General features: G+C 52.3%; 15 protein-coding genes and 1 other annotated feature. Of the genes, 3 read left to right on the top strand and 12 right to left on the bottom strand.

The features are described from left to right. Positions 1-111: 111 nt before the first annotated feature. The 12 genes from gspS2 to BIZ37_RS25870 form a co-directional block, all read right to left on the bottom strand. Positions 112-501 carry a type II secretion system pilot lipoprotein GspS-beta gene (gene gspS2, locus BIZ37_RS25925; protein WP_107299171.1) on the bottom strand — a complete coding sequence of 130 codons (390 nt, stop codon included), beginning with the start codon at positions 499-501 and terminating at the stop codon, positions 112-114. A gap of 22 nt (positions 502-523) precedes the next feature. Then, positions 524-823 (bottom strand): YciI family protein, encoded by a 300-nt coding sequence (locus BIZ37_RS25920; protein WP_187463973.1) that lies wholly within the window; start codon positions 821-823, stop codon positions 524-526. 205 nt (positions 824-1,028) lie between these two features. Then, the gene (gene yciA / locus BIZ37_RS25915) at positions 1,029-1,427 is read right to left on the bottom strand and encodes an acyl-CoA thioester hydrolase YciA (protein ID WP_107299173.1); all 399 of its coding nucleotides are present in this window, start codon (positions 1,425-1,427) and stop codon (positions 1,029-1,031) included. A gap of 14 nt (positions 1,428-1,441) precedes the next feature. Continuing rightward, positions 1,442-1,981 (bottom strand): septation protein A, encoded by a 540-nt coding sequence (locus BIZ37_RS25910; RefSeq protein WP_187463972.1) that lies wholly within the window; start codon positions 1,979-1,981, stop codon positions 1,442-1,444. 122 nt (positions 1,982-2,103) lie between these two features. Next, the gene (locus BIZ37_RS25905; protein ID WP_255526905.1) at positions 2,104-3,378 is read right to left on the bottom strand and encodes a dicarboxylate/amino acid:cation symporter; all 1,275 of its coding nucleotides are present in this window, start codon (positions 3,376-3,378) and stop codon (positions 2,104-2,106) included. A gap of 323 nt (positions 3,379-3,701) precedes the next feature. Then, complete coding sequence (gene trpA / locus BIZ37_RS25900) at positions 3,702-4,511, bottom strand: tryptophan synthase subunit alpha (protein ID WP_187463970.1); 810 nt, start codon at positions 4,509-4,511, stop codon at positions 3,702-3,704. After that, positions 4,511-5,701 carry a tryptophan synthase subunit beta gene (gene trpB, locus BIZ37_RS25895; protein ID WP_187463969.1) on the bottom strand — a complete coding sequence of 397 codons (1,191 nt, stop codon included), beginning with the start codon at positions 5,699-5,701 and terminating at the stop codon, positions 4,511-4,513. Before trpB ends, trpA begins: the two co-directional genes overlap by 1 nt. A gap of 12 nt (positions 5,702-5,713) precedes the next feature. After that, a complete protein-coding gene (gene trpCF / locus BIZ37_RS25890) occupies positions 5,714-7,084 on the bottom strand; it encodes a bifunctional indole-3-glycerol-phosphate synthase TrpC/phosphoribosylanthranilate isomerase TrpF (protein ID WP_187463968.1) in 1,371 nt (456 codons plus the stop codon). A 1-nt stretch (position 7,085) separates the two neighbouring features. Continuing rightward, the gene (gene trpD / locus BIZ37_RS25885; protein WP_107299178.1) at positions 7,086-8,096 is read right to left on the bottom strand and encodes an anthranilate phosphoribosyltransferase; all 1,011 of its coding nucleotides are present in this window, start codon (positions 8,094-8,096) and stop codon (positions 7,086-7,088) included. 47 nt (positions 8,097-8,143) lie between these two features. Then, positions 8,144-8,743, bottom strand: a complete 600-nt coding sequence (locus tag BIZ37_RS25880; RefSeq protein ID WP_187463967.1) for an aminodeoxychorismate/anthranilate synthase component II — start codon at positions 8,741-8,743, stop codon at positions 8,144-8,146. 10 nt (positions 8,744-8,753) lie between these two features. Then, a complete protein-coding gene (locus tag BIZ37_RS25875; RefSeq protein ID WP_187463966.1) occupies positions 8,754-10,337 on the bottom strand; it encodes an anthranilate synthase component 1 in 1,584 nt (527 codons plus the stop codon). Next, positions 10,334-11,347: a bifunctional 3-deoxy-7-phosphoheptulonate synthase/chorismate mutase gene (locus tag BIZ37_RS25870; RefSeq protein ID WP_187463965.1), complete on the bottom strand. Its 1,014-nt coding sequence runs from the start codon at positions 11,345-11,347 to the stop codon at positions 10,334-10,336. The genes BIZ37_RS25875 and BIZ37_RS25870 overlap by 4 nt, the downstream gene beginning before the upstream one ends. A 71-nt stretch (positions 11,348-11,418) precedes the next feature. After that, positions 11,419-11,511 (bottom strand) — a sequence feature (Trp leader region). A 154-nt stretch (positions 11,512-11,665) separates the two neighbouring features. Here BIZ37_RS25870 and BIZ37_RS25865 point away from each other — a divergent pair. From BIZ37_RS25865 to rluB, 3 genes are all read left to right on the top strand, one after another. Then, complete coding sequence (locus tag BIZ37_RS25865) at positions 11,666-12,532, top strand: PHP domain-containing protein (protein ID WP_187463964.1); 867 nt, start codon at positions 11,666-11,668, stop codon at positions 12,530-12,532. Between the two features lie 23 nt (positions 12,533-12,555). Then, a complete protein-coding gene (locus tag BIZ37_RS25860) occupies positions 12,556-13,176 on the top strand; it encodes an L-threonylcarbamoyladenylate synthase (RefSeq protein ID WP_187463963.1) in 621 nt (206 codons plus the stop codon). Between the two features lie 126 nt (positions 13,177-13,302). Further along, the coding region (rluB, locus tag BIZ37_RS25855; RefSeq protein WP_255526904.1) for a 23S rRNA pseudouridine(2605) synthase RluB at positions 13,303-14,249 on the top strand (947 nt) is incomplete at its 3' end.

The raw sequence follows: 14,249 nt of genomic DNA, 5'->3' as shown, positions 1-14,249 counted from the left end.
CTATCGCCTATCGCCTATCGCCTATCGCCTATCGCCTATCGCCTATCGCCTATCGCCTATCGCCTATCGCCTATCGCCTATCGCCTATCGCCTATCGCCCATAGCCCTCTATCAATTCGCTAACTGGCTACACACATCTGCCGTGATTGGCTGGGTTACCATCGGGCGGCCACGCATATCCATGATTACGATATTGTAGTTAACCCCCTCGCTTACCATCGGGCTTAGCTCTGCGCTGTTGCAATAGTTGAGCGCAGCACTTTTGGCAGCTCGAGTAGGCGGCGTCTTACCACCACCACCATACAAAATGGTGATTTCGACAATGTTTTCCCGTGCTTGGGCTTTCATGATCTGGTATTGGTCGATCTTCTCGTATGGCGCCTTGTTGTTGATGGCCATCGCGCGAGCTTTGGCCATGTCCAGGATAGCCTGCTGCTCTGCGTTTGATGCACAGCCTGCCAGCAGGGCAGCGCCTAGTAAAACGAGGGTGCGTTTTAGCATAACGTTGTTATCTCAAAATCGGTTATGGAAGTACTTTTTTGAACGGCTTGACGATCACTTTTTCGTAGACGCCGGCTTCAATATAAGGGTCGGCATCGGCCCAGGCCTGGGCATCGTCAAGGGAGTTGAATTCAGCGATCACGGTTGAGCCGGTAAAGCCCGCTTCACCTGGGTTCTCGCTATCAATCGCAGGCATTGGGCCCGCAACTAGCAAGCGGCCTTGCTGTTGGAGATCTTTTAGTCTTGCAAGGTGCTTTTCACGCACGCTCAAGCGGCGCTCAAGGCTGTTTTCGACATCTTGGGAAAAAATAACGTACCACATGTAGCTCTCTCCTTGTAACTGCTGCTCTCGATAGATATTGGTGAAATTTGTAATGAGGCAGCAATGTGTGACAAATTTTTCCTATCATAAATGAAAAAAAAAGCCCTAGCATTAGGATAGGACTTTTTTGCGGAACTTTGCCAAAGTTTGACAATGTCGCTATGTGTAATGGGTGCTTTTTCTTTTGTTCACAACGCTTTTGTGGCTAGTGCTTTTGCACCGGACGCGGCCTGCCGTCAGCATCGATAGCAACATAGTTGAAGGTGGCGTCGCACACCATAAAGCGGTCTTCGATGTTTTCATCGCGTACTGGCTTGATCCAGACCTCAAGGTTGATGCTCATTGAAGTGCGGCCAATCTTGGTACATTCGCCATAGACACATACCACGTCACCCACACTGACGGGCTTTTTGAAGGTAATGCTCGATACCGATACGGTAACGATACGGCCACCGGAGATCTCCTTGGCAAGGATACCACCTGCGAGGTCAAGCTGGGACATGATCCAGCCACCGAAAATATCACCGTTGGCATTGGTGTCGGCTGGCATGGCGAGAGTGCGGAGCAGCAGTTGCCCGCGTGGGATGTTGTTTTCTGATGTCATGTTGCGACTCTGTACTACTCTGAATCAGGTTCTTTTGGCATATGGTGGTAAATATAGCCGCCGGTGGCAATGGTGAAGATCAAAGTCAGGATCAATAACCCAAAGACTTTGAAATTAACCCACACGTCTAGCGGCAAACGGAAGGCAATATAGACATTCACGACGGCACATACAACGAAAAACAGTGCCCAAGCACCGTTGATCCTGTTCCAGACAGTGTCTGGTAGTTCCAATTCTTTGCCTAACATGCCCTTAATCAGCGGCTTACCCATATACTGGCTGATAGCGAGTCCTGCGGCAAAAATCCCGTAGACGATGGTGACTTTCCATTTTATGAAGTTGTCGTCGTGCAGGAAAATCGTCAGCCCGCCGAATACTGCCACCATCACAAAGGTAACCAGCTGCATCTTTTCTACTTTTTTATACAGTACCCAAGTTACCGCAATTTGAATGGCGGTCGCGATTATCAGGGCCCCGGTCGCGACATAGATGTCGTGGGTTTTATAGAGAATAAAGAATACGACCAGAGGAATAAAATCAATCAGTTGCTTCATGTTGATAGCCATAAAATACATATAAGCTGCTTATAGTATATCAATAAGCAAAAGGCTGCAGGTTTAACCCTGCAGCCCCCGAGGTCTGTCATACTGGTTTGTATTACTTTGTATCGAGTAGCCTAGATGCGATGGCTGGACTCTGGCTCCGGCGTGTCCTGCGGCGCATCGTTGATCATGTTATCGACAATGACTGCACAAGCGGCATCACCGGTGATGTTAAGTGCAGTACGGATCATGTCGAAGATACGGTCAAGGGCAAACAACAGCGGTAGGCCTTCGATGGGAATACCCGCTGCCAGCAATACGGCGACAACCAAGAATGACGGACCCGGTACACCTGCCTGACCAACAGCACCCAGTGTTGATGTCACGATAATGGCAACGTAGGCCCCCATACCCAGCTCGACATTGAACATTTGGGCAAAGAAGATAGCAACCAGGCCGTAGTAAATGGCATTGCCACTCATATTGATGGTTGCACCCAGCGGCAATACGAATGAAGCGGTCGAGTTCTTCACGCCCAGCTCTTCTTCACACACTTCCATGGTAACAGGCAAGGTTGCCATGGAAGAAGCTGTCGATAGGGCAACAGCCTGTGGTTTCTTCATCGCTGACAAGAACTTCAGCGGCGACGTCTTGCTGAAGGCTTTGATCATTGCTGGGTAGAAGATGAAACCGTAGATCAAGATAGCAATCACATAGACCACGAATAGCTTGAATACCACCATCAGCGCGCCAAAGCCGAAGGTACCTACCGCATCTGCCATCAGACCGAATACGCCAAGAGGGGCAACCTTCATTACAACGTTGATCATCCATACCATGGCATCAACAATGGCATTTACACCGTTGATCAATGGGTCACGGCGTTCTTTTTCCAGCTTCGAAACAGCAATACCGAAGAAAAGGCAGAAAACCAAAATTTGCAGGATATTTGCTTCATTCAGTGACTGGAAAACGTTGGTCGGGATCATGCCGAGTACGGTAGCCCAGAACGTCGGCATCTCACCTTTATCGGCATAGACGTTAGAGAACATCCCCTCTACACCTGTCATGTCGACACCGACTCCCGGTTGGAAGACCACACCCATGAACAGGGCCAGAGCAACAGCAACCGCTGATGTCAGGCCGAAAAAGCCCAGGGTAGACAAGCCGACTTTGCCTGCCGATTGGCTACTGCCAAGCCCAGCAGCACCGGAGATAATGGCGACGGCGACCAAAGGGATCACCAACATTTTGATTAAGTGGATGAAGATGCTGCCTAGCGGGGCGAACATACTTGCAGACTGGCCCATCATCGCGCCGACGAGGGTTCCCACACACATGGCAATGACGACCTGCACGCCAATATTGCCAAACAGTCCTTTTTCTTTTAACACGGTTAGATACCTCAGTTGTGTTCGATATTGTTCGCAAAGCAATGGGTATAAAAAACATTGGTAATTTGTTTTGTAATTGTACTAAATGTTAACCCGATATTTTGCGCGTGTGTTTTTACACGGAAATATCATCTTTATCAATCTTTCTTTTACTTGATTGGTGTTATTGCCTTTCAAACTTGCAATTTGTTTGTACTAGGCGTTAACAAGTTGGTTACTGTATGGGGGAAGGAGGAAGAGATCTTTGATCTTGCACCAGAAAATATCAGGGAGATGCAAAAAGCCGCCCACAGAGTGACCTGGGGCGGCTTTTGTATTATGGCTTAACGCCGGAAAGGTTAGCCTTTGCGGGTTGCTGCCTTCATGTTGCTGATAAAGCTATGCATATTGCTGAGCATAGCATCGTCATCACCAAGGTTGTTCTCAATCACTTTCACCACGGCAGAACCAGAAATGGCACCGGCAGCACCGGCTTCAATCGCTTCGGCAACTTGCTGAGGCTCTGAAATACCAAAACCAAGCAGTGCTGGTGGCGCATTGTGTGTCTTCAGGCTTTCCAGCAGGTGGTTGATTGGTGCTCCTGCTTTGGTTTCGGTACCGGTTACACCGGCACGAGATAGCAGGTAGGTATAACCGCCACCGAACTCAGACACCGTTTTCAATGTATCTTCATCAGCATTTGGCGGCGCGATGAAGATTGGGTGGATGCCGTATTTTGCTGCAGCGTTACGGAACTCTTCAGACTCTTTCAGCGGCACATCGGCAACAAGAACCGAATCGACACCCGCTTCGGCGCACTTCTGGTAGAAGTTTTCGATACCATTGGTGAACACCAGGTTGGCGTACATCAGCAGGCCAATTGGCATGTCAGGATATTTGGCGCGGATCTGGCTCAACAGATCAAAACAGACTGCCGGGGTGGTGCCAGATTCCATAGCACGGATTGTTGCACCCTGGATAGTCGGGCCATCAGCCAGCGGATCAGAGAATGGGATCCCCAGCTCCAGTGCATCGGCACCGGCTTCTACCAAGGTTTCGATGATTTTCAGTGATTGCTCCGGGTTTGGATCACCGATAGTAACAAAAGGAACAAATGCGCCTTCGTTTTTCGCCGCCAGGCGGTCAAATTGGGCTTGGTAACGATCCATTACAGCACTCCTTTTGCATCTAGAATATCGTGTACGGTGAAAATATCTTTGTCGCCACGGCCTGATAGGTTAACGACCAGCAGCTGTTCTTTTTCTGGGTTGGCTTTGATCATCTTCAAGGCATGGGCCAGTGCGTGGGCTGACTCAAGTGCCGGGATGATACCTTCGTTGCGGGCAAGCGCCTGGAAGGCTTCCAGTGCCTCGTCATCGGTGACGGCTTCGTACTCGGCACGGCCAATAGCGTTAAGGTGGGCGTGCTGAGGGCCGACAGATGGGAAGTCCAGACCGGCAGAAACAGAGTAAGACTCTTCTACCTGACCATGTTCGTCCTGCATCAGAGGTGCTTTCATACCGAAGAAGATACCCAGCTTACCGTGTTTCAGCGGCGCACCGTGCATGTCGGTATCGAGGCCTTTACCTGCCGGCTCAACACCAATCAGGCCAACACTTTGCTCGTCGATGAAGTCCGAGAACATACCGATAGCATTCGAGCCACCGCCGACACAGGCGATAACGGCATCAGGTAGGCGGCCTTCTTTCTCAAGGATCTGGGCCTTGGTTTCTTCACCGATGATGTGCTGGAATTCGCGCACGATGGTCGGGAATGGGTGAGGACCGGCAGCAGTACCTAGCAGGTAGTGCGCTTTGTCGTAAGTGGCTGTCCAGTCACGCATAGCCTCGTTACAGGCATCTTTCAATGTTGCCGAGCCTGAATGGACAGGGATCACTTCGGCACCCATTAGCTTCATACGGAATACGTTAGGGCTCTGGCGCTCAACGTCTTTGGCACCCATGTAAACACGACACTTAAGACCGAGTAGCGCACAAGCCAATGCTGTGGCAACACCGTGTTGGCCCGCACCGGTTTCGGCGATGATTTCATCTTTGCCCATACGCTTAGCCAGTAGGGCCTGACCCAATACCTGGTTGGTTTTGTGGGCACCGCCGTGCAGTAGGTCTTCGCGCTTGAGGTAAAGCTTGGTCTTGGTGCCTTTGGTTAGGTTTTGGCACAAAGTCAGCGCAGTTGGTCGACCGGCGTACTCTTTTAGCAAGTCGATAAATTCTTTCTGGAAGCTAGGGTCTTGCTGGGCTTCAACAAACGCTGCTTCAAGCTGGTCTAGGGCTGGCACGAGGATCTGTGGGACGTACTGGCCACCGAACTCGCCGAAGTAGGCACTAATCTTACTCATGGTTTATTTTCCTTAATACTTTCTGATAGCCGCGAAAGCCGCTTTCAATTTTGTTGGGTCTTTTTTGCCGGGCTCACTCTCTACACCGGAATTCAAATCCAGTCCCCGGCAGCCAAGGTGGGCTGCTTCGCAGACATTGTCCGGGTTAAGGCCACCGGCCAGCATGGTGATTTGCTTTTGTTCGCTAGGGATCAGGCTCCAATCAAAGGCAACACCCGTGCCTCCAGATTGGTTACCGACCTTGCTATCGAGCAAGTGACGGTCGACCTGCCACTGACCAAGGTCTGGGGCCGTTTCAGTTACGCCGTGGGCTTTCCAAACTTCACACTCTGCTGGTAGCTGACCTTTTAGGGCTGCAATATAGTCTTGGTCTTCATCGCCATGAAGCTGAACCGCTGACAGTGATAGCGCCTCGGCAGCTTTAGCGACAGCCTCTGGGTCAGCATTGCGGAATACACCGACATATTTCAGTGGCGCACCGCTCATCACCATGCGGGCCTGCTCGATGTCGACATGGCGTGGCGAGCCAGACACAAAGATAAGGCCACCGTAAACTGCACCGCTCTGGTAGGCTGCTGCAGCATCATCGGCATGGGTTAGGCCACAGACTTTGTTGTCGCCCAGCAACACACGGCGAACTGCCAGTTCAAGGTTGTCTTCAGCCATCAGCGAGCTACCGATCAAAAAGCCGTTGGCATACGCCGACAGGTCACGTACCTGCTGGTTGTTGTAGATCCCAGATTCTGAAATCACAATCGTCCCTTCCGGAAGGCGTGGGGCTAGCTCTTTGGTACGGTTCAGATCAATGCTGAGATCGCGCAGGTTGCGGTTGTTGATGCCCACTACCTTGGCCTTGAGGGCAATCGCACGCTCAAGCTCCTCTTCATTACTGACTTCCGTCAGGATACCAAGGTTAAGCTGCTCGGCAACCTCGGCCAGTTCACGGTATTCATCATCGTTCAATACTGACAGCATCAGCAAAATGGCATCGGCATTGTAGTGGCGTGCAAGGTAGACCTGATAGGTATCAATCATGAAGTCTTTGCAAAGCACCGGCTGGCGAACTTGGTTACGCACCACTGGCAGGAAGTCAAAGTTACCCTGAAAGTATTTCTCATCGGTCAATACCGAGATAGCACTGGCATGGCCGTTGTACACCCGGGCAATCATGTTGAGGTCAAAGTCTTCGCGGATCAGGCCTTTTGACGGTGAGGCTTTTTTACATTCCAGAATAAACGCCGCCTGATCGCCCGATAGTGCGTCGTAGAAGCTGCGATCACTCGGGACTAGGCTGTCTTTGAACAACGCTAGTGGTTGCTCAGTTTTACGTGCATCAACCCAAATACGTTTGTCGGCGACAATTTTAGCTAGAACTGTTTCCATTTTAACCTCGTGCTGCAAGTTGGCCGACAAGCTCAAAGGCTTTGCCTGATTTCATGACATTGATGGCCTTCTCGGCATTGGCCTTGAGATCTTCTTGGCCAAACAGGCGAAGAAGCAGGGCCACGTTAACAGCGACAGCGCCCATTTGGGCATCGGTCCCTTTACCGGTCAGGATATTGGTAATAATGGCACGGTTTTCTTCCGGCTCACCACCCTTGATTGCTTCTAGCGGGTGGCTTTCAAGACCAAAGTCAGCAGGCGTTAAGGTGTACTCGGTGATTTCACCGTTAATGATTTCCGCCACTGTGGTTTCACCGTGGATAGCCACTTCGTCCAGGCCGCTGCCATGGACAACTGCCGCACGTTTCATGCCCATTGCTGCCATGGTTTCGGCAATCGGGCGAACCAGCGAAGCGTCGTAGACACCCATTAGCTCGATGTTAGGGCGAGCCGGGTTAATCAAAGGACCCAGCACATTGAAAATGGTACGGGTTTTCAGGGTTTGGCGAACCGGCATCGCATGGCGTACGCCGCCGTGGTATTCCGGTGCGAACAAGAAGCAGACGCCAAGGTCGTCAAGGGCTTCACGGGCCGTCTCCGGTTTCATTGCCAGGTTGATGCCGAATTTGTCCAGCAAGTCCGAAGAGCCTGACTTGCTTGAGACGCCACGGTTGCCGTGTTTGGCAACCTTAACGCCACAGGCGGCAGCCACAAAAGCCGCCGTGGTAGAGATATTGATGGTATTAGCACCGTCGCCACCGGTGCCGACGATGTCGGCAAAGTCGTACTCAGGGCTTGGGAACGGGTTGGCATTGGCCAGCAATGCTTTGGCGGCACCGGCGATTTCAGCTGGGGTCTCGCCTTTGATTTTCAGTGCTGTCAGTACCGCCGATAGCAGTACTGGCTCAACTTCGCCCTTGATAATGGCGTCAAACAGGGTTTGGCTTTCTTCTTGGCTCAGTGCCTGTTGGTCGTAGAGCTTGTTGGCAATGGTGTAGATGGTCGCATCCATAATAAAAATCCTTGTTGTCTATACCGGCTGATTATCGGTTCGGCTAATTATTGGTCGGTTGTCGGAGACGTGACCCAAGCCAGCGTATTGGTCAGCAGCTGGGCACCTTGGGTCGTGAGGATAGATTCTGGATGGAATTGATAACCACACACACGATCCTCATCATTGGTCACCGCCATGACCAGGCCGTCAACATCGGCAATGATATTCAGGCTCTCTGGCACCGTTTCGGCAACTAGCGAGTGGTAGCGGGCAATCGATAATGGGCTTGGCAACTCGCCAAACACCTCATGACCGGTATGGCTCATCATGGCTGATTTGCCATGCACGATTTCACCTGCGCCTGAGACCTTACCGCCGTAAGCTTCGACAATGGCCTGGTGGCCAAGGCAGATACCGATCATCGGAACCTTGCCGCGCACCTGCTTGATCAGCTCTGGCATACAGCCCGCATCGGCAGGGGCTCCAGGGCCCGGTGACAGCACCAGTACCGGATTGCTTTTCTCAGCCAGCGCCTGTTCCATCTGCTCGACAGTGAGGCTGTTGCGGTAAATCGTTACTTCGCAGCCCAGCGAGCGGAACTGGTCAACCAAGTTGTAGGTAAAGGAGTCAAAGTTATCAAGCAATACAATATGGGGTAGGGACATTAGTGGCTCCTTAGTGCGATTTACGTTCAGGGGCACTGTGTGCCTTGCGGATTGCTGTGATCACCGCTTGCGCCTTACCACGGGTTTCATCGGCTTCTGCCTGAGGGACCGAGTCGTAAACCACACCGGCACCGGCCTGGACGCTGGCAACATCATCTTCGACATAGGCCGAGCGGATGACGATACAGGTATCCATATCACCGTGGCCGGTCAGGTAGCCGACTGCACCGCCATAACTGCCACGGCGGCGCTGCTCGACCTCTCGGATAAGCTGCATCGCACGGATTTTAGGCGCGCCGGTCAGGGTACCCATGTTCATACAGGCCTGGTAAGCGTGCAGGGCATCCAGATCGCCACGTAGTTGGCCGACAACACGGGATACAAGGTGCATTACATGGCTGTAGCGGTCGACGGCAAGTAAATCTGCGACATAGCGGCTACCCGGTTCGCTGATACGGGCGACATCGTTACGGGCCAAGTCAACCAGCATCATGTGCTCGGCGTTTTCCTTCATGTCGCAGCGCAGTTCGAGTTCGATACGACCATCGAGGTCGAGGTTGATTGAACCGTCCGGGTTCTTGCCGCGACGGCGGGTACCGGCAATCGGGTAGATCTCAATCTGGTTGCTCTCGGTGCAGTATTTCAGGGCACTTTCCGGTGACGCACCGAACAGGGTGAAATCGGCATCCTGCAGGTAGAACATATAAGGACTTGGGTTGCCGATTTTAAGCTCTTTGTAAGCGTTTAGCGGTGACGGGCACGGCAGGGTGAACTGACGGGACGGTACCACCTGGAACACATCACCATTGATGACGTGCTGTTTTAGATCGACCACCTGCTGGCAGAAGTCTTCGTCGCTCACGCTGGCTACCGGCTCGCATTCATCGAGTAGCTGGGCGGCTGGCAGCGGCATCGGCTCCAGACAGGCTTCCTTGATGTGCTGCAGGCGGCGGCTCAGCTCGAAGTAGCTCGAGGTGTATTCGTCACCGCCGAACAGGGTAGCCTGCAACTTGCCTTTGCGGCGCTGGTGGTCAATCACCAGCAAGGTCTCGGCAATATAGAACAGGTAGTCCGGGCAGCGGTTGTCCTGCTTGACGCCTGGCAATGGCTCAAAGCCATCAACCACGTCATAGGCGAAAAGACCGCCGATAAATAACGCTTCGCGCGGGTGACCGGCAATATTGAAGGCATGCTGGATCATTCGCAATGCATCAAACGAGGAGGTCTGGCGCAGGCGGCTGTCTTCATCCAGCGCGCGTTCAGCTGATGGGAACGTCAGTTCCAGCTGGCGCCCCTCGCGTACTGCTGTGATATCGGCAGGCATCTTGCCTTCCAGGGTTTGCAGCACATTGAGGCCGTTATCGGTCAGGGCCTCGAGGGTGACCACTTTGCCGCGGCAGACAATACGGACTGCCGCGTCGATGAGCATCAGGCTCTTGAGGTCTTGTTTGGAGTCGATCTCGGCCGACTCCAGCAATAGGTTGTGTGGGCGGTCGCCACAGACGGAGTAATACAACTCCGTCGGATCCGCAACATAGGGTACATCGAGGCTGAGCAGTTCCAGCTCACCGACGCCTAGTGGGGTAGTATTCACAGCGTTCTCCCTGCCGTTTCTACAAACGGTTTCAACTCTTGCATCAACTGTTCAAACATTGGACCGGTCAGTGCCTGATGGCCGTCCGACAAGGCTTCACACGGGTTAAGGTGTGATTCAACGATAATACCGTCGGCACCGACTGCAGCCGCTGCACGTGAAAGTGGGATAACCAGTTCACGGACACCGGTACCATGGCTCGGGTCAACCACCACCGGTAGGTGGGTACGTTGCTTGAGGTAAGCCACGGCGTTCAAATCCAATGTGTTACGTGTTGCTGTCTCGTAGGTACGGATACCTCGCTCACACAGGATGATATTTGGGTTGCCTGCGTCGTAGATATATTCCGCCGCGAGTAACAGCTCCTCGATAGTGGCTGAAAGTCCGCGTTTGAGCAAGACCGGTTTTTTGCTTTCACCTACTGCTTTTAGCAGGGCGTAGTTCTGCATATTGCGAGCACCAATCTGAAGACAGTCGATGTATTCACACATCGAATCCATCTGGCTGACCTCCATAACCTCAGATACGGTCGGGATACCCAGTTGCTCGTTGGCTTTTTTCAGTAGCTTCAAACCTTCGACACCCATACCTTGGAAATCATATGGGCTGGTACGTGGTTTGTAAGCGCCACCGCGAAGGGCAACGGCACCATGTTTTTTCACCACTTCGGCAACGCTTAGCAGCTGCTCTTCAGATTCGACCGAACAAGGGCCAGCAATTACTGCGAATTTGTCGCCACCGACAGAGGCATTACCGAAACGAACCACGGTATCGTGGGCCTGCACTTCACGGCTGACCATTTTGTATTTGGTCAGGATAGGCTTGACGTTTTCGACACAAGGGTAGGCATCAAGGTGTAGCTGTTGCAGAACACGCTCATCGCCAAGCGCCCCAAGCACAATGCGCTCAACACCCGGCATGTAGAGAGGTTTGAGGCCGGCTTCTTCGATGCGGGCAAGAATTTCTTTGGCTTGTTCTTCGGTTGCGTTTGGCTTAAGTACGATGATCATATTCTTTTCCTCTTCAGGGCGCGGCATGTGGTTGGCGCTCTGGTAAAATCTTTGTCTGGCTGAATTTGGCTATAAAAAAACCCGCGTCGAGGCGGGTTCGTGTAATCTGTTTAAGGCACAGCTAATCACACCACCCGCGTTGGGAAGTGCCACCACCAAGATGAGAAAGCGCGGAGCTGACGATGAATTTGCTGTACCATGTATTTATCCTTTCAGTGTTATACAGGCTGTCAGTGAATATACTGAACCACCAATGTAGTACTGGGTAACTGCGTACTAGTAAACTAGTTCGCGAGAGTAAAGTCAAGAAGATAATTTATGTTGTTTGATTTACACAGCCATACCACCGCATCAGACGGTCGGCTGTCACCGCAAGATCTTGTACGGCGCGCCGCTGAGCGTCGGGTCGATGTATTGGCGATTACCGATCACGATACAGTGGCCGGACTTGCGCCTGCCGAACAAGTGATAGAAGCAGAAAATCTGCCTTTAACTCTCATCAAAGGCATTGAAATATCGACACTTTGGTCAAATTTTGATATTCACATTGTCGGATTGAATATCGAGCCCGAGCACCCGGCGATTGTTCGTATTATTGAAGAGCAGGCACAGCGCCGTGCCGATCGCGCTGCCTTGATGGGGGAGCGGTTGGAGAAGAACCGCATGCCAGGGGCACTGGAAGGGGCCAAGGCCATTGCCAATGGGGCCACGCTTACCCGTGCCCATTTTGCCCAGTGGATTGTCGAGCAGGGCTATGCCAAGAACATGCAGGCCGTTTTCAAAAAGTTCCTGACCCGAAACAACCCAGGCTATGTGCCACCCAACTGGTGTTCGATGGCCGAAGCGGTGGAAGCTATCCACCAGGCTGGCGGACAGGCCGTGCTTGCCCATCCCGGCCGTTACAATATGACCGCAAAATGGCAAAAACGCTTATTGACCGCTTTTGTTGAAGCCAAAGGGGATGCGATGGAGGTGGCGCAACCACAGCAATCTCCGCAGGAAAGGCGTTTGCTCGGCGATTATTCAATAGATTATCAATTACTTGCTTCACAGGGCTCTGATTTCCATTATGCCTCGCCATGGACCGAACTTGGCCGCAACTTGTGGTTGCCCAAGGGCGTGACTGAAGTCTGGCAGGACTGGGGCGTTGAGAAGAAACGGATAGAAGAGGAAGTGCGCGAATAGGCTGCATTTCCTATGGAGGAAGAATGAGTCAGTTTTTTTATGTTCACCCTGAAACACCGCAAGTCCGTCTGATTAACCAGGCGGTAGCCATTATCCGCAATGGTGGGGTGATCGTGTACCCGACCGATTCTGGCTATGCACTTGGCTGCCAACTGGAAAATAAATCGGCACTGGAGCGGATCTGCCAGATCCGCCGTTTGAACGACAAGCACAACTTTACCCTGCTGTGCCGTGACTTGTCCGAACTGTCGCAATATGCGCGTGTTGATAACGCGGCATACCGTTTGCTGCGTAACAATACGCCGGGTGCTTATACCTTTATTTTCAAAGGCACCAAGGAAGTTCCACGCCGTTTGATGAACCCCAAGCGTAAGACCATAGGTATCCGTGTGCCGGACAACGCTATTGCGCTGGCTTTGCTTGAGGCGTTAGGTGAACCGATGATGTCAACATCTTTGATTTTGCCGGGTAACGAAACCACAGAGTCTGATCCGGAAGAGATCCGTGACCAACTTGAGCATGCAGTGGATTTGATTATCAACGGCGGCTATCTGGGAGAACAGCCAACCACGGTGATTGATTTTAGCAATGACGAAATGGAAATCGCTCGTGTGGGTGCCGGTGATCCATCACCTTTTGAGTAATATCGGGTTAACAGGGTGTTTTCTGTGGTATCTCAGCTAAGCTTTTGGCATAATCCGCCATCGCTTTAAGATGGCTTAAAGCATGATGATATTTCGACGCCTGTGAAGGCGACAAAGGTTTGTCTAATGAGTGAAAAATTACAGAAGGTACTGGCGCGTTCTGGCCAGGGTTCTCGCCGAGAAATCGAATTAATGATCCAGAACGGTCGAGTTAGTATCGACGGTAAGGTAGCCAAGCTTGGTGACCGCCTGGACGATCTGTCAGTCAATGTCCGCATTGATGGCCACAAAATCCAGCTGGTATCGTCTTCAGAAGAAGTTTGCCGAGTATTGGCGTACAACAAACCTGAAGGTGAACTATGTACCCGTCACGATCCAGAAGGTCGTCGTACGGTATTTGATCGTCTGCCTCGCCTAAACGATGGCCGCTGGGTATCGGTGGGGCGTCTTGATGCCAACACCGCTGGTCTGCTGCTGTTCACCACCGATGGTGAATTGGCAAACCGTCTTATGCACCCGAGCCGTAGCGTTGAGCGTGAGTACATGGTCCGCGTATTCGGCGAAGTGACCGAAGAGATGGTTCGCAACCTGGTTAAGGGTGTTGAGCTAGAAGACGGCATGGCGCGCTTCGAAGACGTGGTCTACGCCGGTGGTGAAGGTATGAACCATACTTTCTACGTTGTGATCACCGAAGGTCGTAACCGTGAGGTTCGTCGTCTGTGGGACTCCCAGGGTGTAACGGTAAGCCGCCTGAAGCGTGTGCGTTACGGTGACATCTTCCTGACCAAGGATCTACCTCGTGGCGGTTGGATGGAGCTTGAGCTCAAAGAAGTGAACTACCTTCGAGAGAAAGTGGAGCTTCCAGCTGAAACCGAAACTGTACTGACAGTTGAAGGCCAGAAGCGCAAGCGTGGTGTTCGTCAGATCCGCCGTGCAGTGCGTCGTCACGAAGAGCGCCTGAACGAAGATACCGGTCGTGGTCGCCGAGGCCGTCAGGACCAGCGTCGTTCATCGGGTCGCAACCAGAGTGAAGAAGGTCAAGCACCGCGCCGCAAGCCTGCTGGGAATACTTC

Origin of the sequence: Photobacterium sp. BZF1, from assembly GCF_014349205.1 — a bacterium.
In the GTDB taxonomy this organism is placed as follows: domain Bacteria; phylum Pseudomonadota; class Gammaproteobacteria; order Enterobacterales; family Vibrionaceae; genus Photobacterium.
The sequence above is the reverse complement of the archived record's forward strand: the minus strand, read 5'-3'. Positions and strand labels throughout refer to the sequence as shown.